At 68.6% G+C, this 13,272-nt stretch carries 19 protein-coding genes; 6 read left to right on the forward strand and 13 right to left on the reverse strand.

What is annotated here, in order from left to right; all coding sequences use genetic code 11:
* The coding region (locus tag AX708_RS01765; RefSeq protein ID WP_197426329.1) for a protein adenylyltransferase SelO family protein at positions 1-691 on the forward strand (691 nt) is incomplete at its 5' end.
* An 87-nt stretch (positions 692-778) separates the two neighbouring features.
* Positions 779-2,191, forward strand: a complete 1,413-nt coding sequence (gene astD, locus AX708_RS01770) for a succinylglutamate-semialdehyde dehydrogenase (protein ID WP_066532358.1) — start codon at positions 779-781, stop codon at positions 2,189-2,191.
* Here astD and AX708_RS01775 read toward each other — a convergent pair.
* Positions 2,188-2,922 (reverse strand): hypothetical protein, encoded by a 735-nt coding sequence (locus AX708_RS01775; RefSeq protein WP_066532356.1) that lies wholly within the window; start codon positions 2,920-2,922, stop codon positions 2,188-2,190. The two genes, astD and AX708_RS01775, sit on opposite strands and share 4 nt — an antisense overlap.
* A gap of 266 nt (positions 2,923-3,188) precedes the next feature.
* On the opposite strand from AX708_RS01775, the gene rarD reads away from it, so the two are divergent.
* On the forward strand, positions 3,189-4,121 hold the full coding sequence (gene rarD / locus AX708_RS01780; RefSeq protein ID WP_082745698.1) for an EamA family transporter RarD: 933 nt from the start codon (positions 3,189-3,191) through the stop codon (positions 4,119-4,121).
* Here the strand turns inward: rarD and pyrC are convergent.
* Positions 4,118-5,155 (reverse strand): dihydroorotase, encoded by a 1,038-nt coding sequence (gene pyrC, locus AX708_RS01785; RefSeq protein WP_066532354.1) that lies wholly within the window; start codon positions 5,153-5,155, stop codon positions 4,118-4,120. The two genes, rarD and pyrC, sit on opposite strands and share 4 nt — an antisense overlap.
* A 38-nt stretch (positions 5,156-5,193) precedes the next feature.
* Here pyrC and AX708_RS01790 point away from each other — a divergent pair, with 38 nt between their 5' ends.
* Positions 5,194-5,928, forward strand: coding sequence for a folate-binding protein YgfZ (locus AX708_RS01790; protein ID WP_156443496.1), 735 nt, complete (start codon positions 5,194-5,196; stop codon positions 5,926-5,928).
* Here the strand turns inward: AX708_RS01790 and AX708_RS01795 are convergent.
* The 4 genes from AX708_RS01795 to rplU form a co-directional block, all read right to left on the reverse strand.
* On the reverse strand, positions 5,925-6,521 hold the full coding sequence (locus AX708_RS01795) for a TetR/AcrR family transcriptional regulator (protein ID WP_067489397.1): 597 nt from the start codon (positions 6,519-6,521) through the stop codon (positions 5,925-5,927). The genes AX708_RS01790 and AX708_RS01795 overlap by 4 nt on opposite strands.
* 46 nt (positions 6,522-6,567) lie before the next feature.
* Positions 6,568-7,104, reverse strand: a complete 537-nt coding sequence (locus AX708_RS01800; RefSeq protein WP_066532349.1) for a GNAT family N-acetyltransferase — start codon at positions 7,102-7,104, stop codon at positions 6,568-6,570.
* A gap of 215 nt (positions 7,105-7,319) precedes the next feature.
* Positions 7,320-7,589, reverse strand: a complete 270-nt coding sequence (rpmA, locus tag AX708_RS01805; RefSeq protein WP_066532346.1) for a 50S ribosomal protein L27 — start codon at positions 7,587-7,589, stop codon at positions 7,320-7,322.
* A gap of 14 nt (positions 7,590-7,603) precedes the next feature.
* Entirely contained in the window at positions 7,604-7,981 is a 378-nt protein-coding gene (rplU, locus tag AX708_RS01810) for a 50S ribosomal protein L21 (protein ID WP_066532344.1), read from the reverse strand.
* A gap of 236 nt (positions 7,982-8,217) precedes the next feature.
* Between rplU and AX708_RS01815 the strand changes: the two genes are divergently transcribed.
* Together AX708_RS01815 and AX708_RS01820 are read left to right on the forward strand one after the other, a co-directional pair.
* Positions 8,218-8,721, forward strand: coding sequence for a hypothetical protein (locus tag AX708_RS01815; protein ID WP_066532341.1), 504 nt, complete (start codon positions 8,218-8,220; stop codon positions 8,719-8,721).
* Entirely contained in the window at positions 8,718-9,407 is a 690-nt protein-coding gene (locus AX708_RS01820) for a Crp/Fnr family transcriptional regulator (RefSeq protein WP_066532339.1), read from the forward strand. The genes AX708_RS01815 and AX708_RS01820 overlap by 4 nt, the downstream gene beginning before the upstream one ends.
* Positions 9,408-9,571: 164 nt before the next feature.
* On the opposite strand, the gene AX708_RS01825 is transcribed toward AX708_RS01820, so the two are convergent.
* The 7 genes from AX708_RS01825 to AX708_RS01855 form a co-directional block, all read right to left on the reverse strand.
* Positions 9,572-10,009 carry a hypothetical protein gene (locus tag AX708_RS01825; RefSeq protein WP_066532337.1) on the reverse strand — a complete coding sequence of 146 codons (438 nt, stop codon included), beginning with the start codon at positions 10,007-10,009 and terminating at the stop codon, positions 9,572-9,574.
* A gap of 70 nt (positions 10,010-10,079) precedes the next feature.
* Positions 10,080-10,526 (reverse strand): molybdenum cofactor biosynthesis protein MoaE, encoded by a 447-nt coding sequence (locus AX708_RS01830; protein ID WP_066532336.1) that lies wholly within the window; start codon positions 10,524-10,526, stop codon positions 10,080-10,082.
* Complete coding sequence (locus tag AX708_RS01835; RefSeq protein WP_066532335.1) at positions 10,526-10,777, reverse strand: MoaD/ThiS family protein; 252 nt, start codon at positions 10,775-10,777, stop codon at positions 10,526-10,528. Before AX708_RS01835 ends, AX708_RS01830 begins: the two co-directional genes overlap by 1 nt.
* 4 nt (positions 10,778-10,781) lie before the next feature.
* Entirely contained in the window at positions 10,782-11,828 is a 1,047-nt protein-coding gene (moaA, locus tag AX708_RS01840; protein ID WP_369815579.1) for a GTP 3',8-cyclase MoaA, read from the reverse strand.
* 4 nt (positions 11,829-11,832) lie between these two features.
* Entirely contained in the window at positions 11,833-12,150 is a 318-nt protein-coding gene (locus AX708_RS01845) for a Rossmann fold domain-containing protein (protein WP_066532324.1), read from the reverse strand.
* Positions 12,151-12,154: 4 nt separating this feature from the next.
* Positions 12,155-12,538, reverse strand: a complete 384-nt coding sequence (locus tag AX708_RS01850) for a dihydroneopterin aldolase (RefSeq protein WP_066532321.1) — start codon at positions 12,536-12,538, stop codon at positions 12,155-12,157.
* Positions 12,539-12,678: 140 nt separating this feature from the next.
* Positions 12,679-13,272: class I SAM-dependent methyltransferase (locus AX708_RS01855; protein WP_067489400.1), on the reverse strand; the 594-nt coding region annotated here is incomplete at its 5' end.

Consider the following 13,272-nt stretch of genomic DNA (forward strand, 5'->3'; position numbering starts at 1 on the left):
CGCGGTCGTCGAACGCATGGCAGACCTCGGCGCAAGCTACATGGTCGCAGGCTTTGTCCACGGGGTGCTCAACACCGACAACATGAACATCACCGGCGAGAGCTTCGATTACGGTCCGTGGCGCTGGCTGCCCGCGTGGGAGCCGGGCTTCACCGCCGCCTATTTCGATCACGCCGGGCTCTATGCCTTCGGCCGCCAGCCCGAGGCGCTGCACTGGAATTGCGGGCAGCTGGCGGTGGCGCTGCGCCTCCATGCCGAGACGGCGCCGCTGGTCGCCGCACTGGAGCGCTTCGGGCCGCTTTACATGGCGGCGGTCGCGCGGCGCTGGTGCTGGCGGCTGGGCGTCGTCAGCCAAGGGGTGGAGGCCGACACACAGCTCGTCGCCGCCTGCGAGGCCGCAATGCGCGACGGTGCGCTGCAGCCCGATGCCTTCTTCTTCGCCCATCGTGGTGGGCGCGGCGGCGCGTCAGGCGCGCTCGGCGCGGCGCTGGCTGGCTACGAACCCGTCGGCTCGGACCACCCCTACTGGGCCGACGATGCGCCGCAATCGCTGCTGATCGAGGAGGTCGAGGCGCTTTGGGCGGCGATCGACCAGAGCGACGATTGGGCCCCGCTCCACGCCAAGATCGCCGCCCTGCGCCGCATGGGCGAAGCCCACGGCGCTGCGCCCGAACCTGCGGGACATGCGTAACGGGCTCACCCCTATCTTTTCAGACCCGTTAGCTATACATGCGCGCATCCGCACGGGAGCAGAATAGAACAGGCGAATATCGCTAGCGTGACCGACAACATCCTCATTTCCCACGAACCGGCCAGCGGCGAGGAATTGTGGCGCGGCCCCTTCACCGACGTGGACGCGGCGGTCTCGGCCGCGCGCCGCGCCTGGGCCCCGTGGGCCGCGCGCTCGCTGATCGACCGGATCGAAGTGCTACGCGCCTTCGCCAACACCGTGCGCCGCGATGCCGACATCTTCGCCGATCTGATCGCGCGCGAGGCGGGCAAGCCCCTGTGGGAAGCGCGCAATGAAGTGGACGCGGTGGTCGCCAAGGTCGACATCTCGGTCCAGGCCTATGCCGAGCGCACCGGCAAGAAGAAGCTCGATGCCGGCGTCGGATCGAGCGCGGCGCTGCGCCACAAGCCCCACGGGGTGATGGCGGTGCTCGGCCCCTTCAACTTCCCCGCGCATATCCCCTGCGGCCACATCGTGCCCGCGCTGATCGCGGGCAATGCGGTGGTGTTCAAGCCCTCCGAAAAGACCCCGGCCGTCGGCGAGGCGCTGGTCGCCGCATTCCACCGCGCGGGCGTGCCCGAAGACGTCATCCAGTGCGTGATCGGCGGGCCCGATGAAGGCAAGGCGCTGGTCGTCCATCCGGGGATCGACGGCGTGCTGTTCACCGGCTCGGCGCAGACGGGGATCGCCATCAACCGCAAGCTCGCCGCCAACCCGGGCAAGCTCGTCGCGCTCGAGATGGGCGGCAACAATCCGGTCGTCGTCACCGACACCCCCAAGCTCGCCGATGCCGCCGCGATCATCGTCCAGAGCGCCTTTGCCACCGCCGGCCAGCGCTGCACCGCGGCGCGGCGGCTGATCGTCAAGGAAAGCGTCTACGAGGCGCTGATGGCCGAGCTCGTTCCGCTCGCGAGGAAGCTGATGGTCGGCGATCCGCTGGGCGAGCCGCAGCCCTTCATGGGCCCCGTGATCGACAACGACACCGCCGAGCGGATGATGGAAAGCTTCGTCGCGCTGGTGACGGGCGGCGGACGCGCGCTGCTGCACATGCGCCGCTCGCTGCCTGACCTCCCGTTCCTCAGCCCCGGCATTATCGACGTCACCGACGTGCCCGAGCGCCCCGATATCGAGCTGTTCGGGCCGCTGCTCCAGGTGATCCGCGTCCCCGACCTCGACACCGCCATCGCCGAGGCGAACAACACCCGCTTCGGCCTTTCGGCCTCGCTGATCGGCGGCAGTCCTGAGGATTACGGGCGCTTCTGGGCCAATATCCGCGCCGGGATCATCAACTGGAACGCCCCCACCAACGGCGCCTCCTCCAAAGCCCCGTTCGGCGGGATCGGCCTTTCGGGCAACCACCGCCCCGCGGCCTATTACGCCGCCGACAACAGCGCCTATCCGGTCGCCAGCACCGAGATGGACCAGCCGCGCGCGACGATCATGGTGGGGCTGCGGACCTAATTCGGGGCCTTGTTCGGGGCGCGATGGACCAGCGTCACGCCGGTCAGGCCATTGGCCGCCTTCCTGAGGCTCACCACCAGCCGCTCGGCCCCCTTGCCGCGGGCCGCGATGCTGTCGCCGGGCGCGGCGTGGCGGGTCGGGGCAAGCCCGGCGCGCGCGGCGCGGACGTGGTGGTATTGCAGCACGTCCTCGGGTGCGGCGGGGGTGAGATAGCGGATGATCCGCAAGGCACAGCCCTTGACCTCGCTCCCCCCGGCCTGCACCACCATCGCGCGCGGCGGGAGCGCGGCGGCGGGCGGGAGGCCGGCGGCGAGCGCGAAGTCTTCCTTCAGCCCCGCGGCGCAGCTGCCGGGCGCACCCACCGCGGCGAGCAGCTCCTGCGGCCCCGACATCGGCCCGAGCAATGCAGGCCCCGCCGCCTCGCTGGCAGGCGGCAGATCGGGGAGCGGGCCGCTCTCCAGCAATTCGATCCGCATCGCCTCGCGCGCCGAAGCGGCGGCCTCGCTCGACCCGGTCAGCACCGGCAGCGCGGCGCTGTCGGCAAAGCCGATCGCGGCGGCCGCCTCGTTGCGGCTGGCAAGATCGGGGTCGCTCATCAGCGGATCGCGCAAGGCGCGGGCGATCACCGGGTCGGTCGCAATCAGCGCCGCATCGCGCGCAGCCTCGTCCTCGCCCGGCCCGCAGGCGGCAAGAAGGGCAAGCAAGCCCAAGGGGATGAACGCGCGGCGCATCCCCGCCTCTTCGCATGCGGATGGTTAATTTGGCCTTCCCCCGCCCGTGAAAACGCCCCCGGAGCCACGGGCTCCGGAGGCGCTTTCCGCACGGGAGCGAAGGTGCCCCGCGCGCCGGCGGCCGCTTGGTGGGAGCGACCGCAAGGGCGATTTCGTTCATGTATAACCCGCCCTGTCTGAACGAATCGCCTGCGCGGGAGAAAGCCGCTGTTCAGCCACCCGCGCCGCTTGCGAAAGCCCAGCCCCACCCCTAACGCCGCCGGACCATGACCACCCCCGCACCTGCCCCGAAGGCCGCCGGCCCCATCGCCTCAGGGCCCCTTGCATCAGGATTGGCGCCTGCACTCGGGGCCTACCTGATCTGGGGCTTCCTGCCGCTCTATCTGGTGCTGGTGAAAAGCGTTCCGGCCTTCGAATTCGTCGGCTGGCGGATCATCTGGACGCTGCCGCTGTGCCTCGCGATCGTCGCCTGGCGCCGCCAGTTCCCGGAGTTGCTGGCTGCGCTGACCAGCCCGAAGAGCCTCCTCGCGCTTCTGGCGAGCTCTGTCCTGATCGGGATCAACTGGTTCGTCTACATCTGGGCAATCATGGCAGGCGAGGTCTATGCGACGAGCATCGGCTATTACCTGAACCCGCTCTTGAACGTCCTGCTCGGCACGCTGGTGCTGGGCGAGCGGCTGTCCCGGCGCCAGTGGCTCGCGGTCGCCATCGCCGCGCTTGCGGTGGCCTTGCTGGCGACCGGCGCGGAGACGCTGACGAGCCTGTGGATCAGCCTCAGCCTCGGCTTCAGCTTCGGCGTCTATGGCCTTGTGCGCAAACAGGTTGCCGTGGGCTCGCTTCCCGGCCTCACCATCGAGAGCGCGATCCTGCTGCCGATCGCGGGCGGCATCGCCGCATGGTATGCGCTGAGCCCGCAAGGCTCCTCCTTCGGGCAAGACCCGTGGATGAGCGCGCTGATCGTCTTTTCGGGCGTGGTCACCGCGGTGCCGCTGCTGCTGTTCGCCATCGCCGCGCGGCGGATGGACTATTCGACACTCGGTTTCATCCAGTATCTCTCGCCGACGATCGTCTTCTTCCTCGGCCTCTTCGTGTTCCACCAGCCGCTCGCGCCCGAGAAACTGGGGAGCTTCGTGCTGATCTGGATCGCGGTCGGGATTTTCGTTTGGGACCTGTGGGCGAAGCGCAAGAGCGCGGCTTAACCCACGAATTTCCAGCCGAGAGTCTGCCCGCCGTGCCAGGGGACGATCTCCTCGCCGGTGACATGCAGGCACGCGGGCACCGCCACTTCGGCGCGTTCCAGCGTCACCGTCTCCGCGTTGACCGGCAACTTGTAGAAATTCGGGCCGTGGAGCGAGGCGAAGCCCTCGAAATTGCCGAGCGCGCCCTCTTCATCGAACACTGTGAGATAACTCTCGAGCGCGAAGGGCGCGCCGAAGATGCCTGCGCAGCCGCAGGCGGTTTCCTTGGCCTTGCGCAAATGCGGGGCCGAATCAGTGCCGAGGAAGAATTTGGGCGAGCCCCCCGTCGCAGCCTTGCGCAGCGCCAGCCGGTGGCTCTCGCGCTTGGCGACGGGCAAGCAGTAATTGTGCGGCTGGATCCCGCCCACCAGCATCGCATTGCGGTTGATGTGCAAGTGCTGCGGGGTGATCGTGGCGGCAACGTTCGGGCCGGCCACGTTGACGAAGTCCACCGCATCCGAGGTGGTGATGTGCTCGAACACCACCCGCAGCTTCGGGAAGTTCGCAACAATCGCGCGCAAGTGCCGCTCGATGAACTCTTTCTCGCGGTCGAACACGTCGATGGCGTGGTCGGTCACCTCGCCGTGGATGCACAGCACGATGTCCTCGGCCTCCATCCGCGCGAGGACGGGGTAGAGGTTCTCGACATCGGTCACGCCCGCCGCCGAATTGGTCGTGGCATTCGCCGGATACATCTTGGCCGCGGTGAAGACGCCTGTCGCAGCCCCGCGCGCGAGGTCGTCGGCGTCGGTGGTGTCGGTGAGGTAGCAGGTCATCAACGGCTCGAATGCCACGCCCTCCGGCACCGCCGCGCGGATGCGGTCGCGGTAGGCGGCGGCCAGCGCGGTGGTCGTCACCGGCGGGGTGAGGTTGGGCATCACGATCGCCCGGGCGAACTGGCGCGCGGTATAGGGCACCACCTCGCGCATGATGTCGCCATCACGGAAATGGAGGTGCCAGTCGTCGGGGCGGCGGATGGTCAGGCGTTCGCTCATGGCTTCCCCTTAGCCATGTGCGATCCTATCTGTCACGCATGAGTAGAGCCCTGCTGACTGCCCGCGCGATCGTGCGCCTCTCGCCGCTCGAGCCGGCCGAGGATGCCGCCGCCTTCCTGCAAGGCCTCGTCACCAATGACGTGACCGGTCCACTCCCCTGCTACGCCGCGCTGCTGTCCGCGCAGGGCAAGCACCTGTTCGATTTTCTGGTGTGGCGTGACGGCGCGGATCTTTTGCTCGATTGCGAGGCCGTGCATGCGGACGAGCTGGCGAAGCGCCTGTCGATGTACCGCCTGCGCCGCAAGATCGCCATTGCCCGCGACGAGAGCCTTGCCGTCCACTGGGCCCCTGAAGCGCAGCGAGGGCCCCCCTCCGACCCGCGCCTCCCCGAACTCGGCCACCGCTGGCTCGGCCCATCCGAAGGGGAGAGCGCGGACGCCGCATGGCTCGCCCATCGCCTGTCGCTGGGCGTGCCGGAAGGCCGCGCGGAGATGGGCGACATCCTGTGGCTCGAGACCAACGCGGTCGAGCTCAATGGTGTCAGCTTCACCAAGGGTTGTTACGTCGGGCAGGAGAATACCGCGCGGATGAACTGGCGCCAGAAGGTGAACCGCCGGCTGGTGGTGGTGCCGCTCGGCGCATCGGACGAGGCGCGCAGGCAAGCGGCCTATCCCGAGCTCGGCCTCGCGGTCGATCACCTGCGCGTCGAAAACCTCGATCCCGCCGCCCTGCCCGAATGGCAGCGCGCCGGAGTGCTCGGCGCCGCAGACTAGGCCGTCTGGTGCTCGGCGAGGCTTGCCTCGAGCATCGCCGTCGCCCGCTCGCGCGCGGCATCGCGCGGCAGGCCGAGCGACTTCGCCAGCGCCGCCCCGATCAGCGCATCGCCCAGCGCCATCAGCACCAGCGACAGCGTTTCGCGGTGCAGCCGCCGCTCGGCGATATGCTCGGGCGGTTCGGTGGGGGTGAGCTCGTCGAGCAGGTCGTGGATCACCGAGATGATCGGGTCGAGCGCGTCCTCGTTCCCCGTCAGCAGCATCCAGCTGGTGAGCGCGCCCGCGCCCTCGCGGTCGGAGGCGTCGAAGGCGAGATCGACTACCTCGCGCGCCGAGCCCAGCCCGGCGCGGCTGGCATGGACCGCCTGCAGGATCGTCTCGCACACCGTGCGCGCGAGATGCTCCGCGAGCGCGCGCTGGAGGCCAGAGGCCGAGCCGAAGTGGTGCAGGAGGTTCGCGTGCGTGCGCCCGATGCGGGCCGAAACCGCCTTCAGCGTCACCGATTGCGGCCCCGTCTCGATCAGCAGCGCACGCGCGGCTTCAAGCGCGGTGCTGCGGGATTCTTCGGGAGTTAACCTCTTGCGCACGACCATATTGGCCTTGCCCTAAGCCCTTTTGCGGCTGCGAACAAGCGCCCCTTCAGGCGGCGTGGGCGAGCGGGGCGGGGTCCATGTCGGCCTCCAGATCGAGCGCATACTCGACCGAATCGACCGCACACCCCCGGCCTGCGCTGAAGCGCTGGCCGGGCCGCCCGGTGGGGATGAAACCGAGCTTCCTCAACACCTTGCCCGAAGCCGGATTGTCGGTGAAGTGCCCCGCAAGGATGCGCCGATGCCCGAGCGCCCGCGCGATACGGAGCACCGCGCCCGCCGCTTCGGTGGCATAGCCGCGGCCCCAGTGCTCGCGCGCGATCCAGTAGCCCAATTCGGGCTCGCCCTCATGCTCGCCCATTCCGGCCGAGCCGATCACGCCGGTGCCGGGGAGCGTGACGAGGAAATGCGGCAGGCGCATGTCCTGCGGCAGGGCGGCGAAGCGCTGCGCGTCGTCCAGCGTATAGGGCCACGGCGCGCGCGCCAGATTGCGCACGATCGCCTCCTCGCCGATGCCGGCCAGGACGGCTCCGCAATCCTCGGGGAAAGCGGGTCTCAGGAACAGTCTTTCGCTGCGATGGAACACGAGTTCTCCCTTCCTCGCCCCGCGCCCGCCCCTAGGGTGAGCGCATGACAATTTCATGGCCGCGAAACTTTCGAAGTCTCGCTGCGATGGTGAGGGAGAACGAAAAAGGGAGACGGACCCCCTCGGTTCGAGGATGGTCCTGTCTCCCTCACTTGGCGGGTCTTGCACCCCCCGGGACCATCCTTGCCGGACGATCCCTTTCGCGAATCGCCCGCTTATTCGGCGGCTTCGGCCATCGCGTCTACGCTGACGTATTTGCGGCCGAGCTTGCCCGAGTGGAATCGCACCACACCGGCATCGAGCGCGTAGAGGGTGTGGTCCTTGCCCATGCCCACGTTCACGCCCGGGTACACGCGGGTGCCGCGCTGACGGATGATGATGTTGCCGCCGATCACTTCCTGACCGCCGAACTTCTTGACGCCAAGGCGACGACCGGCCGAATCACGACCGTTGCGCGACGAACCGCCTGCTTTCTTGTGTGCCATGGTTCAAACGCTCCTTATTCGGCCGATTCCGCCGCGGGGGCGTCTTCGGTCTTGGTCTTCTTGGCGGCGGCCTTCTTCGGCTTCGCGGCTTCGGCAGCGCCCACGGCGGTGATGCGCAGCAGGGTCATCTGCTGGCGGTGGCCGTTCTTGCGGCGATAGTTGTGGCGGCGGCGCTTCTTGAAGACGACCACCTTCTCGCTCTTGGCCTGGGCGATGATCTCGGCCGAGACGGTCACCGCCTTGGCATCGGCGAGGGTCTCGCCTTCACCGGCCAGCAGGACATCGCCCAGCGTGATCGTGTCGCCGGCTTCGCCTGCGAGCTTTTCAACGGCAATCTTGTCTCCGGCGGCAACCCGATACTGCTTGCCGCCCGTGCGCACTACAGCGAACATGGCTCTAAACTCTCTTGTCTGTGCAGTGTCCGGCCAAGGTGCTTGCGCCACAAAAACCGAACGGCAATGCGGGGCTTGCGCAAATGCAGCCCCGTAAAGGATGCGTGCCGTTAGGGGAAAGGGGCGCGCAAGTCAACGGCCCTTCAACGCCGAACAGCACCAAAAAGTCGGATCTGCCGATGCGTCAGGACACTTTGCCAGCGCGAGGTGTCATGGTAACAGGACATGGGATCTTTATGCGCGCACATCTGACAAATTCCGCCGTTATCGCCGTTTTCGCCGCCGGGCTTTGCGCCTGTGCGGGCGCGCAGGGCGATTATCCCTCGCTGGCGATGCGCCCGTTCGAGAGCGGCGTGGCCCCCGCTACTCCCGCGCCCCCGCCCGCACCGATTCGCCCCGCGACCCCGGCCGCGCGCCTCGCGGAACTGCGCGCCGCTGCCGCGAGCGCCGACAGCGCCTTTGCCGCACGCTCGCGCGAGGCGGACGCGCTTGCCCGTGCGGCCGCCGGCCAGTCCGCCGAGAGCAGCTCCTACGCAGCAGCGCTGACCGTGCTCGCCGAACTCGACACCCTCCGCGGCAAGACTGCCATCGCGCTCGCCGCGCTCGACAGGCTCGCCGCGGAGGCCGCGGGCGCAGCGAACCCCGATCCGGCGCTCGCTGCGACGCAGGCCGAAGTCGCCGCCACCCTCGCCCGCGAGGACGAGACGATTGCCCGGCTTTGGAGAGTGATGGAATCATGAACCTTGCCTGCGCCACCTGCCCGGTGAAGGAGACCGCCGCCTGCGCGGTGCTCACCCCGGAGGAGCGCGACGCCATGGCCGCCGCGGGCCGGACCCGGACGCTGAAGCGAGGCGAGATGCTGTTTGCCGCCGGTGACGAGGAAGCGGCCTGTGCGACGCTGCTGACCGGCGCCCTGAAGGTCTCGGCGATTGATGTCGACGGCAACGAGCAGATCCTCGCGCTCGTTCACCCGGCAGGCTTCATCGGGGAATTGTTCGCGCCTTTCGCGCATCACGATGTCGTCGCGCTGACCGAGAGCCGGCTTTGCACCTTCGCGCGCGCGGACATAGAACGCGCGATCGAGGACTACCCTGCGCTGGCCCGCGCGCTGCTGCGGCGCAGTCAGGCGGACCTGCTGGCAACGCGCAATCTGCTCGAACTCACCGGCCATGCCAGCGCCGAGGCGCGGCTCGCCGCGCTGCTCCACGATTTCGCGGCCGCGGCGAGCGAAAGCTCGTGCCACCTCGCCGCCCATTTCGAGCTTCCCCTGACCCGCGGCGAGATCGCCAACATGCTCGGCCTCACCATCGAGACGGTCAGCCGCAAGCTGGGCGAACTGGAAGACATGGGCGCGATCAAGCGCGAGGGGAAGCGCGGCATCGCGCTGCTCGATGCGGGGATGCTCCAGGACATTTCGGGGCGATAAGAATTCTCTCGGAGCCGCCGAAAAGGTTACGCACCTTTGCTGCGTAACCTCGTTGCGCCCCTCTGCCGGAAACGAAAATGCCCCGGCGCTTGCGCGAGCCGGGGCAAAGGTCGGGGCGGCCGCGGGGGAGAGGTGCCGCCGCCCCGAGGGGGGAGCGTGTCAGGTCAGCGCACCACCGCGGCGATCACGGCCACCGCACAGCCCCAGACCACCAGCAGCACCGGCAAGATCAGCACCTGAATGCTGGCGTCCTTCGCCGCGAGGCGGCCGGTCGCGGTCTGGATGCCCTTCGCCTCGAACTCGCCAAGGGTCTGGGGCGCGGAGGTGTTGCCGGCCAGCCGCGTCCAGATCGCGGGGACGCCGAAGCCGGCGATGATGAATACGACGAAGATCGCCATCGGGATCGCCAGCACGGGATTGGCAAAGGCGCTGCCGACCACCAGCAGGAACCCGAGATAACCCCCCACGGTCGCTCCGTAGAGCGCGGTGGGGAGGCCGAAATTGCGGTCGGCTTCGACCTGGTGGCGGACGGGCGCGGCTTCGGGCGCTTCGACGATCCGCGCGTCGCCGCTGGCGAGAAGGTCGTGGACGATGTGGCTCATGGGGTGATCCTTTCCGTTGTCGGAACGGGATTACCCGGCGCGGCCAGCCCCTGCTTTGACCGGAATCAAATCACCCCTGCCAGCGGGCGAGATCCTCGTGGTCCTGCGTGCGCGGCTCGATCCAGTGCCACTCGCCGCCGCGCTTCTCGCGCTTCCAGAACCACGCGGCGCTTTTGAGGTGGTCCATGCAGAAATCGACCGCATCGATCGCATCGCGGCGGTGGAGCGCGGCGGCCGAGACGCACACGATCGGCTCGCCCGGGCGCATCAGCCCGACGCGGTGGACCATCAGGAGGCCCATCAGGGCGAAGCGCGCGAAGGCAGCATCGGCCAGCTCGTGCATGCCGGGCAGCGTGAGCGGCTCGTAATGGGTGAGCTCCAGCGCCTCGACGCCCTGATCGCTGCGCACCTCGCCCACGAAGGTGCACACGCCCCCGAGCCCGGGGTTGGCATTGGTGAAGGGGCCGATCAGGGTGCCCGGAATGAACATCCGGTCGAGCAGGCGGATGTCGCGCATCAGCCCCCCGACACCGGCGGGAGCAGCGCGATCTCGTCCCCCGCATTGGCCTGCATCCGGGTCTTGTTGGGCACCAGCGCGCCGTTGATCGCGACACGGATGCGCGGATCGTCAAGCGCTTCGGCGAGCTGCGGCGGGAGCGCGGCCTTGAGCCCTGCCCAGTCGAGCTCCGCCGAGAGCGGCAATGGCAGCGCCAGCGTGGGCGCTCCGGCGAGGTCCGCGAGCCTGCCGAGCGGGATGACGGTCGCCATGCGCTCAGCCGCCCGTCATCGACATGTGCCGCGCCAGCGCCGGGGCGGCGCCGCGCTCGTCCATGCGGAAATGGTGCTTCTCGGGCTTGATCCTGAGCGCCTCGTCAAGCGCGGCGGCGAGCTGCGCATCGGGATCGTCCGACCGCAGCGCCGCGCGCAGATCCACCCGCTCGCCGCCGCCGAGGCAGGGGTAGAGCTGGCCGGTCGCGGTGACGCGCAGGCGGTTGCAGCCCGAACAGAAATTGCCGGTGTGCGGGGTGATGAAGCCGAGCCTGCCGCCGGTCTCGGCAATGTCGACATAGGTCGAGGGCCCGCCCGTGCGGTGATCGCTGTCGGTGAGCGTCCAGCGCTGCGCCAGCCGGGCGCGCACGGTATCGAGCGGGAGATACTGGTCGAGCCGCTCCTCCTCGACATCCCCCAAGGGCATCACCTCGATCAGGGTGACGTCATGGCCCTCGGCGTGGCCCCAGGCGATGAGATCGGGCAGTTCGTGCTCGTTGACGCCCTTCAGCGCCACCGCGTTGAGCTTGACCTTGAGCCCCGCCGCCTTGGCCGCGGCGATCCCGTCGAGCACCTGCGTCAGGCTGTCGCGGCGGGTGAGCTCGGCAAACCGCGCGCGGTCGAGCGTGTCGAGCGAGACGTTGACCCGCCTGACCCCTGCCCTCGCCAAGGCTTCGGCGTGCTGGGCAAGCTGCGTGCCGTTGGTGGTGAGGGTCAGTTCGTCCAGATCATGCCCGATGCGGCGCCCGAGCGCGGTGAACAGATCGATGATGTCGCGCCGCACCAGCGGCTCGCCCCCGGTGATGCGGATCTTGGTGACGCCCCGCGCGATGAAGCCGGTGGCGAGGTCATAGAGCTCCTCGAGGCTCAAGACCTCCTTCTTGGGGAGGAAGGTCATGCGCTCGGGCATGCAGTAGGAACACCTGAGGTCGCAGCGGTCGGTGACCGAGAGGCGCAGATAGGTGATGCGGCGCATGAAGCCGTCGACCAGCGGGCGCTGGCGCTCGCCGACGAGGATCAGGTCGGGTTTGCGGGGCTCTAGGTGCGACACGGGATCATTCATGGCATACCAGATACTGCCCTGTCACCCCGGGCGCATCTGCCAAAAAGCGCAAGGTCGCTTCGAGCGCCTCGCCACGGTGACCGGAGACAATATTGGCGCGCTTGGGAGCCGCCTCGCGCGCCAGATCGCGGGCCAGCGCGAGGCGCCAGTCGCGGTGATCGTGCGCGGCAGCCGGGAGGACGATAGCGAGCGCGGTGGTATCGGGATCGGCCAGCAAGGCGCGCGCAGCCTCGAGGTGCAGCGCCATGAAGGCGGTCTGCGCATCGATCGCGCCATCCGGCAGCAGAGTGACGTCGAGCTGCCGCTGCATCGCCTCAGCCGTGATCCGCGCGGCGCTGGCGGTGGAGGGTGATGCCGATCTGCTCGTCCGCCTCGGCGATGGCGAGCTTGACGATCTTGACCGTCACCGCCTCGACCTTGGCATCGCCCACGAACAGGGTCTCGCAGATGTGATCCGCGACCGCCTCGATCAGCTTGAAGTGCACGCCCTTGGGCAGGCCCTCGGAGGCGGCGAACTTCAGATCCATGTAGTTCTTGGACGCTTCCAGAGGCGTATCGGGATCGTAGCGGTCCGCCACCTTGTAGCGCGCCGCGATCGAGATGCGCAGCGGCTGGGGCTTGCCGGTCTCCTCGGAATAAATGCCGGTGAGGACATCGACGACGAGATCGTTGACTTCGAGGGTAAGGCTATCGGTCATTGCGGGGCCCGTTGGCAGGATGGGGGCGGTAAGTCCAGTGTTGCGGTCAGCGCCCGCAGGCCCACCCCCGGCCCCTCCCGCAAGCGGTAGGGGTGAAGACGTTCCCCTCCCGCTTGCGGGAGGGGTTAGGGGTGGGAAAGTCAGAGGTTGCTCCACCGCGCGAAAATCGCCGTCGGCAGCAGCCGACCGCCTTCTTCCTGAACCGCAAGCTCGCCGTGTTCGATCACCCCCGGCAGGTGGCCGAGCGCCTCGTCCAGCAGCCCCGCAATCGCAAGGCTGCTCATGCGCACGGCGTAGACGGTGAGGAACAGGAACCGGCTCTGGCTGTCGAGCAGCCGCGCGCAGTTGGCGACGAGGCCGGGCAAATGCTCCTCCAGCCGCCACACCTCGCCATCGGGCCCGCGGCCGAACTTGGGGGGATCGAGGATGATCCCGTCATAGCGCCGCCCGCGGCGCACCTCGCGCGCGGTGAATTTGGCCGCGTCGTCGGTCAGCCAGCGGATGGGACGGGCCTCCATGCCGGACAGGGCGGCGTTCTCGCGCGCCTGGGCGACCGACTTCTTCGAGGCATCGACATGGGTGACCTTGCCATGCCGCGACAGCGCCAGCGTGCCGAGGCCGGTGTAGCCGAACAGGTTCATGGTCTCGGCGGCGTCCATCCCTTCGAGCTGGAGGCGCATCCAGTCCCACACCGGGGCCATGTCGGGGAAGAATTGCAGGTGGCGGAAGGGGGT

The sequence above is a fragment of the Erythrobacter sp. CCH5-A1 genome, from assembly GCF_001557115.1.
GTDB lineage: Bacteria > Pseudomonadota > Alphaproteobacteria > Sphingomonadales > Sphingomonadaceae > Erythrobacter.